Source organism: Staphylococcus cohnii subsp. cohnii, assembly GCF_002902365.1.
Taxonomy (GTDB): Bacteria; Bacillota; Bacilli; order Staphylococcales; family Staphylococcaceae; genus Staphylococcus; species Staphylococcus cohnii.
Genome location: NZ_PPQC01000046.1, coordinates 211,525 through 232,688 on the forward strand (window position 1 = coordinate 211,525; position 21,164 = coordinate 232,688).

20 protein-coding genes and 3 pseudogenes are annotated in these 21,164 nt (G+C 30.8%); 7 read left to right on the top strand and 16 right to left on the bottom strand.

Features of this window, described 5'->3' with window-relative positions; genetic code table 11:
- Positions 1-25: 25 nt before the first annotated feature.
- From CD032_RS08730 to folE, 8 genes and pseudogenes are all read right to left on the bottom strand, one after another.
- A pseudogene (locus CD032_RS08730) lies at positions 26-1,171 on the bottom strand (globin domain-containing protein).
- Between the two features lie 451 nt (positions 1,172-1,622).
- Positions 1,623-1,982 (bottom strand): 4-fold beta flower protein, encoded by a 360-nt coding sequence (locus tag CD032_RS08735; protein ID WP_040030280.1) that lies wholly within the window; start codon positions 1,980-1,982, stop codon positions 1,623-1,625.
- A 119-nt stretch (positions 1,983-2,101) separates the two neighbouring features.
- Entirely contained in the window at positions 2,102-2,848 is a 747-nt protein-coding gene (locus tag CD032_RS08740) for an SDR family NAD(P)-dependent oxidoreductase (protein WP_019468996.1), read from the bottom strand.
- 18 nt (positions 2,849-2,866) lie between these two features.
- Positions 2,867-3,306, bottom strand: a pseudogene (locus CD032_RS08745) (carboxymuconolactone decarboxylase family protein).
- A gap of 12 nt (positions 3,307-3,318) precedes the next feature.
- Positions 3,319-3,831: a free L-methionine (R)-S-oxide reductase MsrC gene (locus tag CD032_RS08750; protein ID WP_019468999.1), complete on the bottom strand. Its 513-nt coding sequence runs from the start codon at positions 3,829-3,831 to the stop codon at positions 3,319-3,321.
- 17 nt (positions 3,832-3,848) lie between these two features.
- Positions 3,849-5,018 carry an NAD(P)/FAD-dependent oxidoreductase gene (locus CD032_RS08755; RefSeq protein WP_019469000.1) on the bottom strand — a complete coding sequence of 390 codons (1,170 nt, stop codon included), beginning with the start codon at positions 5,016-5,018 and terminating at the stop codon, positions 3,849-3,851.
- 15 nt (positions 5,019-5,033) lie between these two features.
- Positions 5,034-5,804: an SDR family oxidoreductase gene (locus tag CD032_RS08760; RefSeq protein ID WP_019469001.1), complete on the bottom strand. Its 771-nt coding sequence runs from the start codon at positions 5,802-5,804 to the stop codon at positions 5,034-5,036.
- A 20-nt stretch (positions 5,805-5,824) separates the two neighbouring features.
- Positions 5,825-6,457, bottom strand: coding sequence for a GTP cyclohydrolase I FolE (folE, locus tag CD032_RS08765; protein ID WP_019469002.1), 633 nt, complete (start codon positions 6,455-6,457; stop codon positions 5,825-5,827).
- Between the two features lie 227 nt (positions 6,458-6,684).
- Here folE and CD032_RS08770 point away from each other — a divergent pair, with 227 nt between their 5' ends.
- Both CD032_RS08770 and CD032_RS13450 read left to right on the top strand, forming a co-directional pair.
- Entirely contained in the window at positions 6,685-7,380 is a 696-nt protein-coding gene (locus tag CD032_RS08770; RefSeq protein WP_019469003.1) for an aspartate/glutamate racemase family protein, read from the top strand.
- Complete coding sequence (locus tag CD032_RS13450; RefSeq protein ID WP_019469004.1) at positions 7,377-7,502, top strand: hypothetical protein; 126 nt, start codon at positions 7,377-7,379, stop codon at positions 7,500-7,502. Before CD032_RS08770 ends, CD032_RS13450 begins: the two co-directional genes overlap by 4 nt.
- Positions 7,503-8,001: 499 nt before the next feature.
- On the opposite strand, the pseudogene CD032_RS13160 reads toward CD032_RS13450, so the two are convergent.
- From CD032_RS13160 to CD032_RS08780, 3 genes and pseudogenes are all read right to left on the bottom strand, one after another.
- Positions 8,002-8,401, bottom strand: a pseudogene (locus CD032_RS13160) (P-loop NTPase family protein); the annotation flags it as partial.
- 38 nt (positions 8,402-8,439) lie between these two features.
- Positions 8,440-8,991, bottom strand: coding sequence for a hypothetical protein (locus CD032_RS08775; protein WP_019469005.1), 552 nt, complete (start codon positions 8,989-8,991; stop codon positions 8,440-8,442).
- Between the two features lie 13 nt (positions 8,992-9,004).
- Entirely contained in the window at positions 9,005-9,586 is a 582-nt protein-coding gene (locus tag CD032_RS08780) for a TetR/AcrR family transcriptional regulator (protein ID WP_019469006.1), read from the bottom strand.
- A gap of 353 nt (positions 9,587-9,939) precedes the next feature.
- Here CD032_RS08780 and panE point away from each other — a divergent pair, with 353 nt between their 5' ends.
- Positions 9,940-10,857 (top strand): 2-dehydropantoate 2-reductase, encoded by a 918-nt coding sequence (gene panE / locus CD032_RS08785; RefSeq protein WP_019469007.1) that lies wholly within the window; start codon positions 9,940-9,942, stop codon positions 10,855-10,857.
- A 40-nt stretch (positions 10,858-10,897) separates the two neighbouring features.
- Positions 10,898-11,716: an acyl-CoA thioesterase gene (locus tag CD032_RS08790; RefSeq protein ID WP_019469008.1), complete on the top strand. Its 819-nt coding sequence runs from the start codon at positions 10,898-10,900 to the stop codon at positions 11,714-11,716.
- A 54-nt stretch (positions 11,717-11,770) separates the two neighbouring features.
- On the opposite strand, the gene ulaA is transcribed toward CD032_RS08790, so the two are convergent.
- The 5 genes from ulaA to CD032_RS08815 all read right to left on the bottom strand — a co-directional run bounded on the left by ulaA (position 11,771) and on the right by CD032_RS08815 (position 17,106).
- Positions 11,771-13,129, bottom strand: a complete 1,359-nt coding sequence (ulaA, locus tag CD032_RS08795; protein ID WP_019469009.1) for a PTS ascorbate transporter subunit IIC — start codon at positions 13,127-13,129, stop codon at positions 11,771-11,773.
- 22 nt (positions 13,130-13,151) lie between these two features.
- On the bottom strand, positions 13,152-13,436 hold the full coding sequence (locus CD032_RS08800) for a PTS sugar transporter subunit IIB (protein WP_019469010.1): 285 nt from the start codon (positions 13,434-13,436) through the stop codon (positions 13,152-13,154).
- A 5-nt stretch (positions 13,437-13,441) separates the two neighbouring features.
- Positions 13,442-13,882 (bottom strand): PTS sugar transporter subunit IIA, encoded by a 441-nt coding sequence (locus tag CD032_RS08805; RefSeq protein WP_019469011.1) that lies wholly within the window; start codon positions 13,880-13,882, stop codon positions 13,442-13,444.
- An 11-nt stretch (positions 13,883-13,893) separates the two neighbouring features.
- Positions 13,894-15,834, bottom strand: a complete 1,941-nt coding sequence (locus CD032_RS08810) for a BglG family transcription antiterminator (RefSeq protein WP_019469012.1) — start codon at positions 15,832-15,834, stop codon at positions 13,894-13,896.
- Positions 15,835-16,209: 375 nt separating this feature from the next.
- Complete coding sequence (locus tag CD032_RS08815) at positions 16,210-17,106, bottom strand: DUF7916 family protein (RefSeq protein WP_019469013.1); 897 nt, start codon at positions 17,104-17,106, stop codon at positions 16,210-16,212.
- 282 nt (positions 17,107-17,388) lie between these two features.
- Between CD032_RS08815 and CD032_RS08820 the strand changes: the two genes are divergently transcribed.
- The 3 genes from CD032_RS08820 to CD032_RS08830 all read left to right on the top strand — a co-directional run bounded on the left by CD032_RS08820 (position 17,389) and on the right by CD032_RS08830 (position 20,662).
- Entirely contained in the window at positions 17,389-18,213 is an 825-nt protein-coding gene (locus CD032_RS08820; RefSeq protein WP_019469014.1) for a zinc ribbon domain-containing protein, read from the top strand.
- Positions 18,214-18,227: 14 nt separating this feature from the next.
- Complete coding sequence (locus CD032_RS08825; protein WP_103211380.1) at positions 18,228-19,523, top strand: DUF2116 family Zn-ribbon domain-containing protein; 1,296 nt, start codon at positions 18,228-18,230, stop codon at positions 19,521-19,523.
- 320 nt (positions 19,524-19,843) lie between these two features.
- The gene (locus CD032_RS08830) at positions 19,844-20,662 is read left to right on the top strand and encodes a PilN family protein (protein ID WP_103211381.1); all 819 of its coding nucleotides are present in this window, start codon (positions 19,844-19,846) and stop codon (positions 20,660-20,662) included.
- The last annotated feature ends 502 nt before the right edge of the window (positions 20,663-21,164 follow it).

The window sequence follows — 21,164 nt, forward strand, 5'->3', positions numbered from 1 at the left end:
ATATGATGTTCAAAAAGTATTATTTTTATACAGAAAAACTTAATCTTGGAACAAATGCTTCAAAATGAATACGCTCTTCTGGAATTTCAAGTGCTTGTAAATTTAACATCATTGAATTTAAGAATGAACTTCCACCACAAATATAAATTTCAGTCTCATCATCAAGATATGCCTCTAAATCTTTCTTTTCTATATAACCATCCTCGTCACGTAAATGAACATGAAATACACTTTCTTCTGATTTTGCGTTAATTGATTTAAGTGTATCTTCAAAAGCAATATTATCGCTATCTGAAGTTACCTGAATAAATGTAGCAGCCGCATTAGATTCAACAGCTTCTCTATACATTGAAACAAGTGGTGTTACACCTACGCCAGAACCTAAGAGTAATTGCTTTTTATCTTTATTTACTAAACCAAAACCACCTACCGGCGCAGATAATTCTAATGTATCTCCAATGTTAACTTCGTCATGTAAAATCGTTGAAACTTCACCCTCATGTTCTTCGGTAAAATCTTTTCTCACGCCAAATGTTAAATAATCACGATTTCCATCTACAATGGAATAATGTCTTTTAGCCTGATAAGGTAATTTCTTATTTGAAATATTTACAGTAATATACTGACCTGGCGTGAATTGACTTAAATCAATATCCTCTGATTGAATCGTAAATGATTTAATGATTTCTGTTTCTTTATTAATATCAGTGACTTCAAACGGTTTAAATCCTTCCCAAGCCATTTGGCTATAAACTTCTTTTTCTAAGCCAATAAATGCGTCTGCGATTGCTTGATAAGCTTTAATCCATGTTTGAATAATTTCACTATCATCCGTCAATCCAGTTACTTCTTGAATCGCTCAAATTAAATTTTCACCTACAATCGGATAATGTTCGGGTTGAACTTGTAACGCACAATGTTTGTAGACCACTGGCATGATAACCGGAACAATTGGAGATAAATCATCAATATTATCAGCTGCAGCTAAAACAGCCATAGCTAGTGCTGAAGATTGTAAACCTTTCTTCTGGTTCGTTTGGTTAAATACGTTTTTTAATTCTGGATGCTCTTCAAATAACATATTATAAAAAATAGAGGTAATATTTTGTCCCTCATCTTTTAGAAGTGGCACTGTTTCTTTAATTATTTTGATTTCTTCATTTGTTAACATATAATCTCTCCTTAATAGTAATTTAAGATAGATTAAGACAAAATCATTATATTAAATCACCTTATTCAAATAAATTACTAACATATTTATTATCGTTTTAATATATTATTGAAAACCTATCTTTAGCATACTATTTAAATTATTTTTGTAAAATCAAGTGTTTGGTAGAAATGTTATACGTATAAAATTAGTGCGAATTTGCGCTTCTAAAAATGATTCTAGTATTCGTATATTAATAGATAGCATCGGAGCTAGTGGTATTTCTATAGAAGTAGTTAATTTAGATTGTAATATTTATAAAGTTGCCTTCAAAAAATCATGATAATAAAGGTGCAAAAAGATATTAAAAAATAACACAAAATAACAGTAATATAATCTAGTTATTTTGTGCTAAAAATGAACAACATATGCAAGCAGTTGTTTTAAAAGAATGACTAAAAAAAGTCATTCTTCAAACACCTTGTAATAAAAAATCTATGCCACTTAAGCGTGACCAAGCTATATGATATATATTTTTAATTTTAACTTGCTTTCTATTCTTTTTAATTGGCATATCTTCTTTTATATTTTTTCCAGGAGCCTTGTTTTTAATAGGTTTTATTGGACCACCAGATGCTTTCGAGCTAAACATTACACATTTACCTTTTAAATCTCTTATCCATCCATTTTCAAACCAACCTAAATGACTCCCATTAAAGCCATACACTTTATTACATTGAAAATAAACGACTGCTTTACCATTAAATAGATAAACATGTGTATTATCTTCTGTATAAGCTGTAGCATTACCATTTCTGTCGTAAAAGTTCATTTTAAACCTTCTTTAAAACTTTTTTTATAGTTAAAAATATATTTTACAATTGAAAAACTCATTACAGCTAAAGCTATAATAAGGCTGTGAGTATTTGAATGTTAAATTTAAAACCATTTTTATTTTAAGTGTAATCCACCACTCACAGGGAAGTAATGTCCTGTGTAAAAGCCATCATCGTCATTCACAAAAAAGTTAACTGCACGCACAACATCTTCTGGTTTAGCAATTCTTTTAGCAGGTGTTATTTCGGCAATACGTTTAATAATCTTGGTTTGTGATTTAGTTCGATCTGTTTCTATCATACCGGGACCAACAACATTCGAAGTGATACCATATTCACTCATTTCAAGTGCTACATACTTTGAAAAAGTACTTATTGCAGCTCTAGAACTACCATGATGTGCTACGTTATTTGACGGTTTTTCACTAGATAATGATCCTATATAAATAATACGACCATAATGATTTTGTTTCATAGTACCTAAAACAGCTTTTGTCATATTAAAGGCTGCGCCCATATCTTCATTTAAATTTTTAGACATATCTTCCCAAGTCATGTCTTCAATTGACATTGGTCTAAATAATGGACCAGCATTGTTCACCAAAATATCAACAGTACCAAATGATTTTAATGCTTCATTAACTATACGCTGCGAGCCATCAATGGTTGTAACGTCAGCTTGTACAATAATAGCGTTGGAACCTAAATCTTTAATTTTTTCTTGAACATTTTCAACACTTTTTTCATCATTTAAATAATTCAAAACAATATTGACACCTTTTTCTGCTAAATTTATTGCAATAGCAGCACCTAGGCCTCTACCGGATCCTGTAACAATCGCAACTTGATTATTTATAGACATATTGTGCACTCCTTTGATTTAAACATTGTATTCATTTCCCATAGATATAGATATTCTATTCCATGTATTAATTTGTGCAATTGTAAATATTAAATCAGCATATTCCTTTTCACTGTATTTTTCACGAACGCGATTATAGAGCTCTTTCGGAACTTTATGATTAGAAATTAACGTAACGTGTTCAGCTAATTCTAGTGCTAATTTTTCAGCATCGTTGTATATATTAGTATCTTCCCAAGCATTTAATAAATAAATTTTCTTTTCGTCTATACCTCGTTTTCTAGCATCTGTAGTGTGCATGTTTAAACAAAATGCACAGCCATTTATTTGAGAAACTCTTATTTTTATTAATTCTTGCAACTTGTTATCAATTGTATTTTTTTCAATAATTTTTCCATTTCATACATTAATTCAATATTATCTGAGGCAATTTCCTCATAATTCATTCGTAAACTCATTTTATATACTCCTTATTTTTTAATAAAATTGGTAGATACGTCTGTCATGATACTTAAATCTATTTTTGCTAATTTTTTCTCTATAAGTTCTACTATATTTTGTAAATTTACTTCATCATTTTTATTAAAACGATTAATCGTTGGTGCATCTATGTCTAATACTCCAATTATCGTATTATTCACAAATATAGGTAATACGATTTCTGATTTACTGTTTGAATCACAAAATATATGATTCGGATATTCGTAAACATCTTCTACGTTTATTAAATTACGCTGTGTTACAGCATCTCCGCATACACCAGATTCTAATTTCAAATGTGAACAAGCTGGTTGCCCTTGAAAAGGACCTAATAATAATTCTTCATTTTTTATAAAATAAAAACCTAGCCAATTTACATTTGGTAAATTTGAATAAAGTAAAGATGAGATATTAGAAAAAATGGTAATAGGTTCTACTTCATCTTCTATTAAAGCTACTAATTGCTTAGCTAAACTACCATAGTTTGTGAAATTATTAGTCATTATGATTACTCCTAATTTTATGCTTTATTTTTTATAAGATAATCTTGTACTTCCTTTTTATTTTTATAACCATTAGTGAAAAACACAGCTTGTGGTTTATCTAATTGATCATAATATGTGATTGAAAATGTTCCATTTTCAATGTTTCCTTCAATTTCACTTCTATTCCAATTTTTTATATGACCCAAATATTCAAAAGAGTCATTATATTGATCAGACCAAAAATAAGGAATTATTTTAAATGGTGAAGTGTTATTATTAATTATATTCTTAGCTAAATTCTTGCCTTGGTTAAATGCATTCTCCCAATGTTTAACATTGATTAATTGATTGTCATAAGGCCAAACCGCACAATCTCCAATCGCATAAACATCTTTAATGTTCGTTTGACCATATTCATTTACAATATAGCCTTGATTATTTGTATTTAATTTTTCCACACCTTGATTTCTTATTTCTTCAAAGAATGTGCCGATACCTGCTATCAAGATATTGCATTGAATTTCTAAATTATTAGCAGTTGTAATCTTTTTAACGGTATCTTTTCCTTCAATTTCTTTAATAGTGTCGTTTGTCATAAAATTAATACCATTTTTTTCATGAAGTTGTTTAATATATTTAGCAGCTTGATTACCAATAATTTTACTCAATGGATATTCAGATCTTGAAATTAAAGTTACATTATGGTTTAAATTTTTTAAACTCGCTGCTAGTTCTAATCCAATAAATCCTCCACCCAGAATAACAATATCTTGTTTTTCTTTGCTTGCTTCCTCTTTAATGCTCAATGCATCTAAAAAGTTAGATAAATAATGAATGTTCAAGTTTTGATTTGAATAATTTAATTTCTTATTTTTTACACCAGTAGCTAATACGAGTTTGTCATAATTTATAATTTTATTTCTTTCTGTAAGTAACTGTTTTTTATCTGTGTCTATATTTATAATTTTAGTATTTAAGACAATTTCTATATTATTGTCATCATAAAAATTTTCTTTTTCTAATAAAGGTATAGCAGTATTTTCATTGTCTTGCATCCACTCTTTCGTCAAAGGAGGTTTATCATATGGCAATCGTTCCTCGCTTTCAACAATTTTAATGCCACCTTGATACCCTTTTTTTCTTAATTCTTTTGCTGCAAATATACCTGCTATAGATCCACCTACAATTACAACATTATCATCCATAATTAAAGCACCTCTTTATAAATTATACTTATTGATAACATCATGATTACCTGTGACAGAGATTGTTGCACCTGTTATATAACTTGATTTTTCTTCACAAAGAAAATTAATAACACGAGAAATATCCTCACCATATTCTTTTCTTGGAATCTCAAAATGAGATAAGTCATTTCTTTTATGCTCAGCTATATTTCTTTCTTTATCATCACCTAAAATATCGCCTGGGCAAACCGTATTAAATGTTATTCCGAAACGGGCTTCTTCTTTTGATAAAGTTTGTGTTAATGATAAGACGCCTGTTTTTGCTGCCGCATAAGCACCTCGATATATCCAACCTGGTATATTTTGACTTTGATCAAAACCAATTGTTATAACTCTCCCCCAATTATTTTTCCTCATAATAGGGACAACTTCTTTAACTAAAATGAAAAAACTTTTTAAATTACCATCAACCATGGCATTCCATTCTTCATAAGAAGTATCAATAATGGTTTGCTTATCTTTAATAAATGGTCCTGCATTATGAATTAAAATATCTAAGCGCCCCATAGTAGACATAATTGATTCAATCATATTTTTTACATCCTTTATTTTTGATACGTCTGCTTGGATGGCAATAACATTCACACCAAATTTTTGCTTAATTTCGTCAACTAATTTTTGTGCTTCTGCCTTACTTTTCCGATAATTAATAACTATATCAATTTCATTAGCAGCTAAATCAAGCGCTGTTTTCTTACCTAAACCTTTTGCACTACCAGTAATTAAGGCTACTTTTCTACACATAATTACACACCTTATTCTAATTATTTATTGATTAAAGTTAAAAATTCATTTCTTGTATTATAATTTTTATGAAATAACCCGTGTACAGCTGAAGTGATTGTAGAAGATTGTTCTTTTTTGATACCTCGACTACACATACACATATGTTTGGCTTCAATCACTACCATGACACCTCTAGGTTCTAACACCTCATTGATTGCTTGTGCAATTTGAGTTGTTAATCTTTCTTGTACTTGAAATCTTCTCGCATATCCTTCGACTACTCTAGCAATTTTTGATAATCCAGTTACCTTTTCATTAGGTATATAACCAACATGAACAACACCGTAAAAAGGTGCAAAGTGATGTTCACACATTGAATAGAATTCTATATCCTTGACCAAAACCATGTCGTCTTGTTTAACATCAAACGTTTTTGTTAAATGTGTTTTAGGATCTTCGTTATACCCTTCTGTATATTCTAAAAAAGCTTTAATAAAACGATAAGGGGTATCGATGAGACCATCTCTTTCAGGATCATCTCCACATAATTCTATGATGTTTCTCACACTTTCCATTGCAAGATTCATCTGTCTTTTTTTCTCCTCAACATTATTGACAAAATTATTTGAGATGAGATCATTTACTTTTTCTTCTAAACCTTTATCTTCCATATCTACACCACTTTTTAATTATTATTTATGATCACAAATTGCTTGCTTAAGCTTGTCTTTATTATTTATCTAAATAATAGCAAAAACAAACGTTCTGCTTAATAAAATATAAACTTTCAAATATTTAAATATCATTGAAATTAAATTATTCGGGTAACAATTTAATAACTGATTAAATATATAATATCGTTTGAATTTAATTTTTGACGGTTATTGGAGGAATTAAGATGAGAAATGTAGGTATAATTGGAGGTCTCGGACCTGAATCAACAGTGGACTATTACCAATCTTTTATTCATAAATATCAAGACAGAAAAAATAGTAAAAAAACACTGCCCGAATTATTTATTAATAGCATTAATATGTATAATATTTTTGAATATATTAACAACAATCAATTGGAAGATTTGGCAAACTATGTAGGAAATGCAGCAAAAAAATTAGAAGATATTGGTGCAGATTTTATAATTATAGCTGCAAATACACCACATATAGTATTTAATGACATTAAAAAAATGGTAAGTGTACCAATGATCAGTATTGTAGATGCAACTTATGAACGGGCAAATGAAGAAAACTTACAATCATTAGGTCTTTTAGGAACTAAATTTACAATGGAACATGATTTTTTCAAAAAGCAATTCACTAAAAATAATAAGCATGTTGTTGTACCTAATGAGAATGAACAACAACTAATACACCAAAAAATTGTTGATGAGTTGGAAAATGGTATTGTAAAACAAGAAACTAAAGAAGATTTTCTAAAAATCATTAGTCGAATGACAAAAGAAGACAATATTGATAGCGTAATTTTAGGATGTACAGAATTACAAATGCTTTTTGATAATAGTGATTTTAATATTCCAATTTTAGAAACTATGGACATTCATGTAAATAAAATGGTCGAGGAGGCATTTAAATGAGAGAATTAATTGGTCAATGTGAGAATTGCCATAGAGATATTTTTTGTTTAAATAGCTTTTTAAATGGCGTGCATAAAAATAATCATTTGTATTGTTTTGAATGTATTGATACTGTCAAATAATTATTTAATTGAACACTTTTTCAAATACTCGTCACATTACTAAAACATGAATAGCTGTGGTCCATAATAAAGTATATTCATCTCATCAATTCGACAAATTAAAACATAAAATTGCTAATTTCTTGAGAAATCTTAAAAGTATGATACCTAAAGACTCTTAGCGTTAATATTTCAGTCTTACTATCAATCATAAGTTGAAATCTCGATAATTAAGAAATAGCATTAAATCTGTACAACTAGTATTATATTAGACTTTAAAATTATTAAGCGACTTCTGAATAATAAGAAGTCGCTTTTAACATGTCGCATGATAACCTTATGAATTTTTCTAGAACCGTAATTTCTATTGTCATCATAACGTTTACTTTACTGCTATGCATTCTTTAGTTCGTTGAGTTATTGATTTTATATACAATGCTGTTAAGACAAAATTAAATCCATATCATTTTTTAAACTTTAGTTTTTAAGTTATATCATAAATAAATTGTTCTGTTAGTTCCTATTTTTTATCTGCCACATGTTCAACAAATCTTCTATCGTGTGATGTGAATAAGATGATCCCTGGGTATTTATTCATAAACACTTCTAATGTTCTAGCGTATTAATATCTAAAAAATTAGTTGGTTCGTCTAAAGTTAACACATTCGCATTCGCTGAAAAATATACTGCTAAAATTATTTCGTTCTTTCCTCACCACTCAAAACGTTACAAGAACGCCCAAGTTATTCATTTAAACCCAAGTTATTTAAAATAGCTCTACTGCATGATTCTGATGAATACGTTTCATCCATTAAATATTGCAATAATGAAACGTCACGCATGTCTTCATAAGCAAGCTGACGATAGTATGGCATTTGCACTTTAGGAGAACAATCGATGACCTCTATTGGACGATAAATATTATAAGGACATTATTGTGATACCGTTTTTTCTTTTCTTATTTATTATGATTTTTTTCTTTTCTAGGCGGCCACACAAAATATGAAATACTAATAATTAAGTCTATAATAATGACAATTGTCCAAATATGAATAACAACATCCATAGCTTCTGTACGACTTTTATCATTAATTAAATAGACAAGTAAATGTAAAATTCCTGTACCTATAATATAAGAAAGTAAATGTTTCAACCAACTTTTGAAATATTTTTTAGAATAAGCTAAACCATCGAGTTTATAAGGTTTGGGACCTTGTTTCATTACATAATATCTAAATCTATCATCGGCCCAATTTATCATACTCTTTCCAAATATAAGAGATACTGAAATATAAACTGCAGCTATAGCATGCGGTGTTTCAGCTGTTGCACCATTCATGAGATCTACAACTGTTGTTATAAGCAATATTAAATCTATAACCGGTGTAAGTGCTAGGAAGAAAAAACCCAGTTTTTGTTGTTTTAAGATATATCTTGTTACCAAACCAAGTAATATGACAACCCAAAAGGCTATTTCACAAAAAATTATAAGCCATACGATAAAATTCATGGGCTGTCCTCCTTCATTGCGTTAATCTAACTATTTCTTCGTCTACAATTGTTTGAATATCATCGTTTGAAATCCCGTTTGGGTTGAGTAGTTTATGCAAAGCCAAACCGTCAATTAATGCGTGTAATTTCATAGAATTAAGGTGCATATTCAAATTATCTTTCAACAAATGCTCGTTTCTTAATAATGTCAAAACACTATTACATAATTGATCTATCCCATCATCAAGTGTACTTTGACCATATTCATGTATGTCATATCGAAATGCCATCCATACTTCCATATCAGCTAACCTTTCTTGATCTAATGGTAATACCGATAGTAAACTTGCTTTTGCTTTGTCTATTGTATTAAGGTTTTCGGACGTAAATATTACTTCGATTCTCCTTCTTACTTTTAATTCCACAGTAGACATTACAGCATTTAATAACTCTGAATGATTGGGAAAATAATATCTAATCTGTCCAGGTGTCATTTCAGCTAATTTCGCAATTTGTCTTACAGTAGATCCTTTAACTCCATTTTCTACAATTGAGTCGAAAGCATATTGAATGATTTGTTCTTTTTTCTTTTCATGATTAATTATTTTTGGCATGTTCTCAGTCTAACACATTTTAATACAGGTGTGTTAAATAAACTAACACCATCAAAACAGAGCGCTTAACAATAAATAACGGACTACGTTAAACCTCGCTTAATTTTGCAACTCCCCAGACAATTCATTATATGATTAGCAAAAATTTAATGCTCTTATAATTTGATATAGATTGTTAACCCTCTTTCTCAAATATGAATAGATGTTCTTAGGTATTAGAAATTTATTGTATATTACATTATACGATTAACACACCCCCTTAATTTTTCATTCATTTCTGATGCGTAACTTTGAACTTTTAGTGGTATATAAATAGCAATATGAATCATTACATAGATTAAGGAGTGTTTGAGATGCGCATTTTAGTCCTAGGAGCAGGTGGAATTGGAGGCTACTTTGGTGGTCGTTTAGCAGAGAATCATAAAAATGTCACTTTTTTAGTAAGGCCGAAAAGAAAATCTTATTTAGAAAGGAATGGCTTAGTCATCCATAGCGACAATGGTGACTATAGTTTCACCCCACAATTGGTTACTAGAGAAGATCATACTGAACCATTTGATGTGATTTTACTATCTTCAAAATCATATCATCTTGAGCAAGCAATCGATGACTTGAAACCGTTTGTGGGAGATCATACTGTGATTATTCCGCTGTTAAACGGTGTTGCACATATTCCAAAATTACAAGCTGTTTTTGGTAAAAATAAAATTATGGGTGGTTATTGCATCATTGAAACTTCATTAAATGCAACTGGTGAAGTCGTACAAACAAGTGATTTCGATAAACTTTTCTTTGGAGAATTAGATGGCACAAATAGTGAAAGAGCTAAATTGATAGAGGATACTTTCGCTAATACAAAATCTGAATTTATTTTAACTTCAGATATCGAGCGTGGTATGTGGCAAAAATATCTAATGATTACAGTATTATCAAGTGTAACTACAATGATGCATGCGCCAATCGGACCAATACGTGATAGTGAAGGTGGTACTGATTTTATCAAATCATTATATGAAGAAGTTTCGTCCATTATGAGAAGTCACCAAGTCCCGATTGATAAAACAATCGTCGATAAATATATGAAAGGACTTACTAAGCTATCTTACCATTTCAAAACATCCATGCAACGTGATATGGAAAAAGGCTTAAATATTGAAGCCGATCACTTACAAGGCTATTTGCTGAATTTAGCCGAAGAACATCAATTAGATGCACCACTACTTTATACTTCATATCAAAATCATAAAGTTTATAAAGAAATGCTTCAATAAAATCTTAAACGTAAGCTAAAAATTATATGGAGGCATACAAATGACATTAAATACGTACGCACATCCTTTTGATATCGCAACAAACTTAAAACCACAAGAAGTTGGCGTTTATCATGGACATACTTCTTCTGATTATGCCAATATGGTTGGCCCTTTTGGTGGTGTGATTGCATCAACATTATTACGAGCAATTATAGAGCATACAGATTGTCTTGGTAACCCAGTTTCATTTACTGTTAATTACACAGCACCTGTCAAAGATGGATCATTCACTATAAATGCCAATCCAGTTAGAACCAATCGCTCTACACAACATTGGTATATTGAACTGCACCAACATAATAAGATAGTCATTACAGCGACTGCAGTTACAGCAAAGAAAAGAGATACATGGTCTTCAACCGAATTAAACATGCCAAAAATACCAAACGCAGAAAATGTAGACAGTTTATCATTAACAGAAGTTCCGCCCTGGGTAAATCAATATGATATTAAAATAATAAAAGGTGCACCTAGAGCTTACACTAAATCAAATCATGCAGATTCAGTTACATTACAATGGATGAAAGACAAACCAAATAGAACTTTAGATTATTTATCTCTTGCCTCAATGTGTGATGCTTTTTTTCCAAGAATATATGTCCGTCGTGAAAAAGTTGTCCCAATAGGTACAGTTTCTCTTACTGTGTACTTTCATTCAGACACAGCAACATTAGCACAGCACAGCATTAATCACGTATTAGGACACACGCGAGCACATAATTTTAATGATGGTTTTTATGACCAAACTGGCGAAATTTGGAGTTCTGATGGAGAATTATTAGCTACAACAACTCAACTTGTTTATTATAAAGAATAAGATAACACAAAAAATCCTAGGCCTATGATTTTGCATAGCCTAGGTTTTTTATGATTATTGTTCTTTCATCGCTTTTTGATTCGAACGTTTTTGTAGTAAAATTGACACCACACCGACAACAACAATTAAACCAACAATGCCAATGATGCCCAAATATTTCGCTACATTACCAAGCACGACACCCACTACTAAGAAATCTGTGTCTGAGAATGTAGTAGCAGCACCACCTAATTCCCCTAAGAATGGCAAGAATAATAATGGTAAAAACGTGATTAATAATCCATTTAATGCAGATCCAGCAATCGCACCTCTAATGCCTCCACGTGCATTACCAAAGACCCCTGCTGTAGCACCTAAGAAGAAGTGTGCCACCACACCTGGAAGTATCACGACACCACCAAATAAGAATAAGATGAACATCCCAATCACACCTACAATAAAGCTGACAAAGAAGCCAATTAACACTGCATTTTGTGCATAAGGGAAGACTATCGGACAGTCTAACGCAGGTTTTGTATTTGGAACTAACTTTTCAGATATACCTTTAAATGCAGGTACTATTTCTGCAAGAATTAAGCGAACACCCGTTAAGATAATGAACACACCAGCTGCAAATGTAACACCCTGAATAAGTGAAAACACAATAAAGTTTTGTCCATCACTGATTTCTGAGTGCACGAAAGTAGGTGTAGCAAACAATGATGCTACAAAGTAAAGCAATGTCATTGTTAAAGAAATACTGATCGTACTTTCTCTTAAAAAGCTTAACCCTTTTGGAAAATTGATATCTTCAGTCGATTTTGATTTACTTTTAAATAATTTACCTATTTCTCCAGCAGCCCAATAACTCAATGTACCAAAATGACCCAAAGCGACTTGGTCATTTCCCGTTATTTTTTTCATTGTAGGCTGTGCTAGTGCAGGTAGTATTGCCATAATCAAACCTAAAATAATCGCTCCAATAATCACTGTAAATGTACCTGTCACATGACCAACGGACAATAATATTGCTAAAAATGCGGACATATAAAATGTATGGTGACCAGTTAAGAAAATATATTTCAAGTTCGTAATGCGCGCAATAATGATATTCACAATCATCCCAAACACCATGATTAATGCTGCAGTCGTACCATATTGTTCCAAAGCGATTGATATGATTGCTTCATTATTAGGCACAACACCCTGCACCCCAAATGCATGCTGGAAAATCTTGCCAAATGGTTCTAATGATTGCGTTACTACATTAGCACCCGCACTTAAAACTAAAAATCCTAGAATCGTCTTTATCGTACCTGATGTGATATCAGTTGCCGACTTTTTCTGGACAATTAATCCAATAAATGCAATTAAGGCAACTAATATCGCAGGTTGACTTAAAATATCGACGATAAAATCAAGAATTGGCTTCATAATCTTACCTCCTTATTAATGATTAAAGTATATTTAAATCTTTTAATTTTTCATCTAGTTTTTGCTGTAATTCTTCTTTATCTAATATATTGTCTAATACAATGACATCACCTAATTTTTTGGTATTTTCTTCTAAATCTCTTCCACAAATAAATAAGTCTGCCATATCAGGACTTGCACTCATAACATCACTATGTTCAACTTTTATATCTGATGGTGCATTTAAATTTTTCAATGCTTCTTGTGCATTCATTTCAACCATAAAACTACTTCCTAATCCGTGCCCACATACTACTAAAATTTTCATTGTCATCATTCTCCTTTAAATATATTTATAATTTCACTTGATGTTTGTGCCTTTAATAAATTATTCACTGTCTGCTGATTGCCTAGAGTCGTAGCTAAACTTCTCAATACTTCTAAGTGTCCTTCATTATCTATAGCACTTAATACAAAAACCAATGAAGCATAGTGTCCCTCTTCTGAAAAGTTAATATGTTGATTTAGCTTTAACAAACTCAAACCTATCTTTCTAACGTTATTATTCGGTCGAGCATGGGCAATTGCTATTTCTGGAGCAATAACGATATAAGGTCCTAATTTTTCTACACTATGAATCATGTCATCAATATACGCTTGTTGAAAATAGCCTTGTTCTCGTAAAGGACTTGCAGCTATATTAATTGCCTCACGCCAACTTTCAACTTGTTCAAGTACTTGCACTTTATCTGATGATAAAATTTCTAAAGTCATTTTTTCCCTCCTTAATGTTGACTCACGTCATTTATACAGCGCATAATTGCTTCAATATTTCCTGAAAGTAATACCTTTCTAGTTTTGTCATCCATAATAAGCTCACTAAGTTGTCTCAGAGCATTTAAATGAATTTGTGGTTGAGCGGTTGCTAATGTAACGATGATATTAACAGGATCATATTGTTCATGCCCAAAATAAATACCATTTTGATAATGTGTAATACTAAAACCTACTGTCCCTTTAACGTGCGTTGGTTGCGCATGAATTAAAGCAATATGTGGACTTATAACCATATAAGGTCCAAATGCATCTAATTGTTCAATAATTTCATCGGCATAAATACAATCAACAATTTGAGCGTCTACCAAAGCTTCAATACTTTGCCTTATTGCATCATTTCTATAAAGTGAAGGTTGTTGTGTTAAAATTCTGTTTTCTGGTAAGACTTCTTTCAAGGTAGGCCCCAACCCTTTGATATCATGCACATACTGTTCTCTTGAATTGTTAATGATTGTGTTAATTTGTTGTCGATCATCTTTATCTAAAAATGGAGAAACATTAAGTATAGGTATCGACGCATGTTCAAACGGTACTGTTGATATGATATAGTCAACGCCTTCATGTTTTAATAATGTTTCGTCAATTTCGTAGATTGAATAAGCATCTACAATTTCAAGTTCAGGATAAATATGGCGCAATCTACTTCTCAATAATTGTGAAGTACCGATGCCAGAACCGCAAAATAGCACTACTTTTATAGCATTTGTAGTAATTGCAGAAATACGTTCAATCGCTGACGCAAAGTGTAACGTAATGTATGCAAGCTCATCTTTGTTGAAACAAATACGATAATTCTCTTCAACGCCCCAAATATGATTGCGTAGTCTTTCTACGATGTGATGATACTGTTGAAATATTTCATCTGTTAGAGGATTATTATGCGTCATATCAAATTTCAATCGGTGAATAGCTGGTCTCAGATGAACAATTAAACCATTTAATAATTTAGTATCGTTAATTAAATCTATACCTAAGTCACCACTCATACGTTCTATCAATTGTTCGGTTAGAATTTCTAAGTCATCGACTGTTTCGCGTTTTTGATTCATCTCTGAAGTTTTAGCACCTAACAAATGTAAGGTAATAAAACCTGCTTCACTTTTAGGGAATTGTATATCGAGTTTTTCTTCCAAAGATGCTTTTATGAGTAATGCCACTCGAAAATGGTCCGTTTCTGCTAATTTGTTATATTCCAATTCAGGTATCTCAAAAACAAATTTTTCTTTAGTTCGATGTATTGCAATTAAAATATGATAAATTAGACCATCAATCGCACTTTGGACTAACTGATAATCCGCTTCAAATAATACCGACACTACCGTCAATCGAATCGTTTCTAATGCTTTGTTCGAAAATAACTTATGTCCTATTTGATGTGTATGATTTTGAAAATATTCATGGACACGTGTCGCATATGCTTTGCGATAATTTGTTTCCTCACCTTGTATGATAAATCCTTTATTTTTAATATATTCTAACTTTAAATCATAAGAAGATAACCAAGTTTGTACATTTTTTAAATCCTCAACGATCGTTCTACGTGTAACGGATACCATATCGGCCAACGTCTTAGAAGATGTTGGTGTATTAGATTCAAATAACTTTAATATGATGTAACGTATTCTTTCTTCTTTAGAGTAATGTATTGAAGTCGCCATATATTTCGGAACGTTATCATTCAAGGGACTTTTAGATTTAATCATTATACCTTCATTTTTATTTCTAAAAATTGTTAAATCTAAGCTTTGTGCCATACTTTCTATATATTCTAAATCGTACTGTATCGTCCTTTCTGAAACATTGAATTGAATAGCTAAATGATGAATAGTTATAAACGTTTCACGTTCAAGTAAGAATGTTAATATATGATGCTGTCTCTTGCTTAACACATGAGCAACCTCCTTACATATTTATTGTAACCGCTTACTTTAAATTTTGGATGTGTAATCTCTTTCGTCTCATAATCCGAAAAGTTGCACATCTAACATAAACGATCACTTTTTCAAATTATAATTTATTGAATAATCATTTTATATAAAAAATATCGATTAAATATAAAAAAAGAGAATTCAACATTAATGTGTTGCATTCTCTCCTCTATATCTTCATTTTTTTGATGTCCTATAACTTATAAGTATTTATTTCAATTGAGTTATTATTGCTAAACTTTTCTAAACACAAAAAAAATACTTTTTGATATATTTAATTAATCTAAAATAAATCAATTAATATTTGAAAACAGGAATTTATATATTCCACTTTTGTTAGCGATTAATAGAACGGGCAATCATTGACAACGTGTGTCTTTCTCCACGCAATGCCTTACTTAATTCAAATATATTTTCCACAGGTGCTAAACCACAGAAACTTCCATCACCAATATGTTGAATATCCACACCACATATTTTATTTCGAATGGCAAAATCTCTAATAGTACTTGGATCAGCGCTTTCTTGACTCGTACCAATTGCTGACATGACAAGCCCCTCTTTACGATGAACTTCTTTGACAATGTCTTTAAGTTGCGCTTCATCGAAACCTGGCACTGTCCCCACAGCGGGTACCAGTATAATATCAGCACCCGCTTCAATAAATTTCCTTACATATTCTCTTGTAATCACAGGTTCATCCACACCTGAACTATGCATTTTTCCAGCGATAATCAAACCAGAAAAATGATTTCTTGTATTTTGGATTGCTTCAACTATTTTCTTATTAGATACACCAGTTGCCGGGTTTCCTGTCATACATATAAAGTTGACCCCTAATGTTTCAAGTACTTGAACCGTTTCAGGACTTGCTTGACGTCCTTCTGCAATTTCTAAGTGTTGATCATACATATTTGTTCCGTCATCAACAGGTTCTAAGTTCACGCCAATGGGTCTACCAACGAATTGTTTTAATGTTTCTATAACCTGTTCATGTTCTTCTATATTTTTCACTTTTGGATGAAATGCATCGAAGCCATTTAACAAAATCAAATCGGCACCAAACGCACGCGCTATTTCAGCATTGGTAATATCTGGCACGACAGGTGTTTCTGTTACTATATTTTCAGATAAAACCACGCGTCCAGCACTAGCTTTAATACTCTGTTTTAATTCTTCACCTGTCATTGCTAGTAGTTCTGAAGCATTGTTACTCAATAATCGCTTAACCATTCGGATTCCACTCCTTAATATATACTTTAGTTGCCATTTTATTTATTATAACTACATTATATAATAATAATGTTTTTTTCTTCGTAATAACTGCACTGTATTTCTCTTCATTTCATTATACACACCCTCTATTTATTATTATTCTTTTTTAAATAAAAAACTACTTCTATTTACATTTATAATTTTTTGAATTTAAATTTAGTTAATTTTCAAAACAGTAGTGTATCGCAAATATAAATGTGATATTATATTTTAATATACATATTACAAGGGGGAAGCCTTATGCAGTGTCCAAAATGTGGAAATCCTATTGAAGCATCAGATTTATTTTGTGGAGAGTGTGGTACAAAATTATCTCATCAAACGAATACAACGAATGAAACTAAAAACAAATCGAAATATGAATCTGAACAAGATCCAACGCAATCTAATACAACACAAACATCAACACAATACTCAACACAGTCTAATCCTAAAAGCGAGCAGTTTTCAAAACATTCTTCAGACATATTCAATGAAGCTAAAACGTTCTTTTTAACTGCTTTTAGACATCCGGATAAAGAACTTGTGAGTCCTCACTTTTTTTCTTACAAAACACTTTTCAGTATTATTGTAGCGGGGTTCCTTTTATCCATCATATTATTAATGATACTGATACCTGCAGAAGTAGCATATTTCATGTCGAGTAAAGCAAGTGTTGTGTTTAACATTTCACTTTTCTTATTAATTACAATTGCAGTACTATTTGGAATCACTTATGCACTTATCAAAATATTGAATATTCATTCGACGTTACATAAAATATTTTCAGATTTCGTTTTAGTCAACACCTTATCTGTCATTACCCTTTTGCTTGGTTTACTATTTTTAACAATTCATGTACCAAGTTTTGCAATATTCCTTATCATTATTGCTATATTATTCACTTTAATTGCACCAATATATTTAATTACGAAATACAGCCACAACCAACTTATACGTATGCCTGTCATTTATTCTATATTCATCTATATCATCATTTTAGGAATCATTTTACTTATTATAGTGGAAAGTACTGTTTCTAATACATTAAGTGATTTAAGTTCATTTTTTAATACAGGTTATTAAGGAGGATGTTTCAAATGAAGTATTGTAGTAATTGTGGTGCTGAAATTAAACCTGGTCAACGCGTCTGTACCCAATGTGGGACGCCTATTCAACAAAGAGCAAATAATCAATCACCTAACCATAAATCAAAATGGCTTCTATTTATTATTATTGCAGTGATATTAGTCATTATTATCGCTTTGTTTGTGGCTTATAAAATAATAGACGCGCAACTATCACCTACAAAACAAGCAGAAACCATTGCTAAAGATTTAAAAAACAAAGATACAGATCGTCTAGCTAGCCATTTAAAATCAAATGGTGAAGCTATTTCTAAAGATGAAGCTAAGGCTATTTATAAATATATTGACGAAACTGATAGCGTAGATCGTGTTGCTGACGAACTACAAAGTAGTGCAAAAAATATCAAAGAAAACAAATTAAACGAACAAACTGTCACTGTTGGCGATACTTCTCTAATCAATATCACCGAAGATGGGAAAAAATGGGGTATATTTAAAAATTACATTTTTAATGTTAATGAGGAACCTGTTTCTATTACTTCAGAAGAAGACACGACACTATCTTACAAACTTAATGACAAAACAACGCAAGTTAAGTTAAAACAAGGTAAGACGAAAACACTTGATGATTTTCCAATCGGCATATATGACTTAAAAGCAACGCAAAAGGTTGATAACAAAAAATTCGATGGTGTCATTCATATCGATATGTCAGAAAGTAATAGTGCAGATCTGCAATTCAAACAAAAACGTTTTACAGTTAGTATCGATTCATCTTTTGCAGATTCCGATTCACTTAAACTTTATATAAATGGTAATGAACAATCAGATTTTGATGAATATGAATCTGTCACTTACGGCCCTTATGCACCTGATGAAAAAGTCGAAGTTTATGCTACCACTGAAGTTGAGGGTAAACAATTCAAATCTAGTGTAGAAAATGTTTCAAGTCCAAATGATGATGAAGATGAAATTGACGTAGCTTTAACATTTGACGATGATGCAATAAGCGATTATGAAGATAAAATGATTGAAAAAGAAGCAGATTCTGATGACGACGATGATAGTACTTCCAATTCTGATGAAAAAGTAACACGTGATAATGTTATTGATAAAGTTGAATCTTATGAAGGGAGTACTTTGGATACAGATAATTATACTTATAAAGAACCCGAAAAAACTGGAGACGGTTGGGGATTCTCCTTCACAGATAAAGACGGAGAGTTAGCAGGTTCTTATAAAATTGATGAGGATGGTTACGTTACTGAATATGACGAAGACGGTGAAGAAGTCGATTCAGGATATTAACAAACCACAAATAGTAATCCAACTTGTTACTTGAAACGTGGCCATTACATTGCATAATTACTTAAACACACTATTTAAAGGAGTGGGATTGAAATCTAATTTTATTAAAAAGATTTCTGTCCCACTCCTTAATTTATATCTTTGTTAAAGTAAAACAAAATATCACCAAATGCATCACCTCAGTCTAAATGATGATGTTATATTTAAAAAAATTAAGTAATATATATGAAAGACTATTAAAACAAGCAATGTTTATACTACTAGAGTTGGGTAATTTAAAAGTAAGCAATTAATATCTAAATATATTTGAAGGTGAAAAAATGGCTAATAATAACTCTTTCAATGATTATCCTAAAATTTTAAAAATTGAAGATGATGGAAAAATTATTGCGTTAGACAAATATGGGAACGCTAATACGGATTTAAATATTCATACTGTGAATGACCAGCAACAACAAGATACCTTCGGAACGATTTTATACAATCCCTATCGTCGTACTGAAAAAAATAGCGAATCTTATAATGACAATAAGTACAATGATTACAAGTCAGAAACAAGCTACAATCAGCGAGATCGCGAACGTGAGTTGCAGTTATTAGAAGAAAATAAAAAATCAAAACGCAAACAATTTTGGCTAGGTTTAGGTATGGTGGTTTTATTAGTTATCATTGTCATCTTTGCAGTTAGTACTTTTATGAATGGTGGCAACGATGATCAACAAACTGCAAATGAATCAAGTGAACAATCCACCGCCAATCAAAATCAATCGCATGATACTCAAGGCGATAATGTCAATTTCGAACGTCAGAACAATCAAGTTAAAGATGATATACAATCATTAAAAACAGATATTTCAAACTCTAATGAAGTAACAGATTCTAAATTACAAGCATTACAAGATAAGATTGATAGTTTAAAACAAGAAGCTGATTCTAATAAAACAAATCATTTAGCTGATAAATATCAAACTACGATAGATGATTTAAAACAGGCAAAAACCCAAAAAGATAATGGTAATACTGATAAAATGCAAGAAGAATTGGATAAAGTAAATAGTAAGCTAGATGATATAAAATCTAAATTTTCTTCTTTGTTTAATAAAGATGAAGAAGCAAATAATGATAACGCTGAAAGTTAGCATGTAAAATTAATATATGTTTTCAAAAAATATAAAATATAGATGATACTCTCAAAATAAAAACTGTCGACTAAGGGCTCGCCTTGTCGACAGTTTTTATTTTCACCTGCTGTCTGACATGTCTATCTGTTACCTTAATCTCTCGTTTCCCTAGCTTTTTATTAGTTATAAAAACTATTAAATATATATCTTTTTATAACCCCCCCTCCTTTCTATTTAATTTCATTAACGTTTAAAATATACTTTCCACAATTCAAACATAAAATTATTGTTATTAATTGAAAAAAATTTTCATTCAAACTAATTTAATAAATTACACGAATTATAAAAAGCCATAAAACTCCTGATTTCCAGCAATATGTAGCATATTCAAATTGATATTTCGCAGTTATATAGATATTACAATTTTACGAACTATTATATGTAAGCGTATACAATTAAGAATATTCATGCTCTTATCTTATCAACTTAAACAAATGTTTAATTTGTAAACTTAAGTTTA

Coding starts and splice junctions, on each gene's coding strand:
- CD032_RS08735 (WP_040030280.1), bottom strand. CDS start 1,982: ATGAACTTTTACGACAGAAATGGTAATGCTACAGCTTATACAGAAGAT.
- CD032_RS08740 (WP_019468996.1), bottom strand. CDS start 2,848: ATGTCTATAAATAATCAAGTTGCGATTGTTACAGGATCCGGTAGAGGC.
- CD032_RS08750 (WP_019468999.1), bottom strand. CDS start 3,831: ATGACTAATAATTTCACAAACTATGGTAGTTTAGCTAAGCAATTAGTA.
- CD032_RS08755 (WP_019469000.1), bottom strand. CDS start 5,018: ATGGATGATAATGTTGTAATTGTAGGTGGATCTATAGCAGGTATATTT.
- CD032_RS08760 (WP_019469001.1), bottom strand. CDS start 5,804: ATGTGTAGAAAAGTAGCCTTAATTACTGGTAGTGCAAAAGGTTTAGGT.
- folE (WP_019469002.1), bottom strand. CDS start 6,457: ATGGAAGATAAAGGTTTAGAAGAAAAAGTAAATGATCTCATCTCAAAT.
- CD032_RS08770 (WP_019469003.1), top strand. CDS start 6,685: ATGAGAAATGTAGGTATAATTGGAGGTCTCGGACCTGAATCAACAGTG.
- CD032_RS13450 (WP_019469004.1), top strand. CDS start 7,377: ATGAGAGAATTAATTGGTCAATGTGAGAATTGCCATAGAGATATTTTT.
- CD032_RS08775 (WP_019469005.1), bottom strand. CDS start 8,991: ATGAATTTTATCGTATGGCTTATAATTTTTTGTGAAATAGCCTTTTGG.
- CD032_RS08780 (WP_019469006.1), bottom strand. CDS start 9,586: ATGCCAAAAATAATTAATCATGAAAAGAAAAAAGAACAAATCATTCAA.
- panE (WP_019469007.1), top strand. CDS start 9,940: ATGCGCATTTTAGTCCTAGGAGCAGGTGGAATTGGAGGCTACTTTGGT.
- CD032_RS08790 (WP_019469008.1), top strand. CDS start 10,898: ATGACATTAAATACGTACGCACATCCTTTTGATATCGCAACAAACTTA.
- ulaA (WP_019469009.1), bottom strand. CDS start 13,129: ATGAAGCCAATTCTTGATTTTATCGTCGATATTTTAAGTCAACCTGCG.
- CD032_RS08800 (WP_019469010.1), bottom strand. CDS start 13,436: ATGAAAATTTTAGTAGTATGTGGGCACGGATTAGGAAGTAGTTTTATG.
- CD032_RS08805 (WP_019469011.1), bottom strand. CDS start 13,882: ATGACTTTAGAAATTTTATCATCAGATAAAGTGCAAGTACTTGAACAA.
- CD032_RS08815 (WP_019469013.1), bottom strand. CDS start 17,106: ATGGTTAAGCGATTATTGAGTAACAATGCTTCAGAACTACTAGCAATG.
- CD032_RS08820 (WP_019469014.1), top strand. CDS start 17,389: ATGCAGTGTCCAAAATGTGGAAATCCTATTGAAGCATCAGATTTATTT.
- CD032_RS08825 (WP_103211380.1), top strand. CDS start 18,228: ATGAAGTATTGTAGTAATTGTGGTGCTGAAATTAAACCTGGTCAACGC.
- CD032_RS08830 (WP_103211381.1), top strand. CDS start 19,844: ATGGCTAATAATAACTCTTTCAATGATTATCCTAAAATTTTAAAAATT.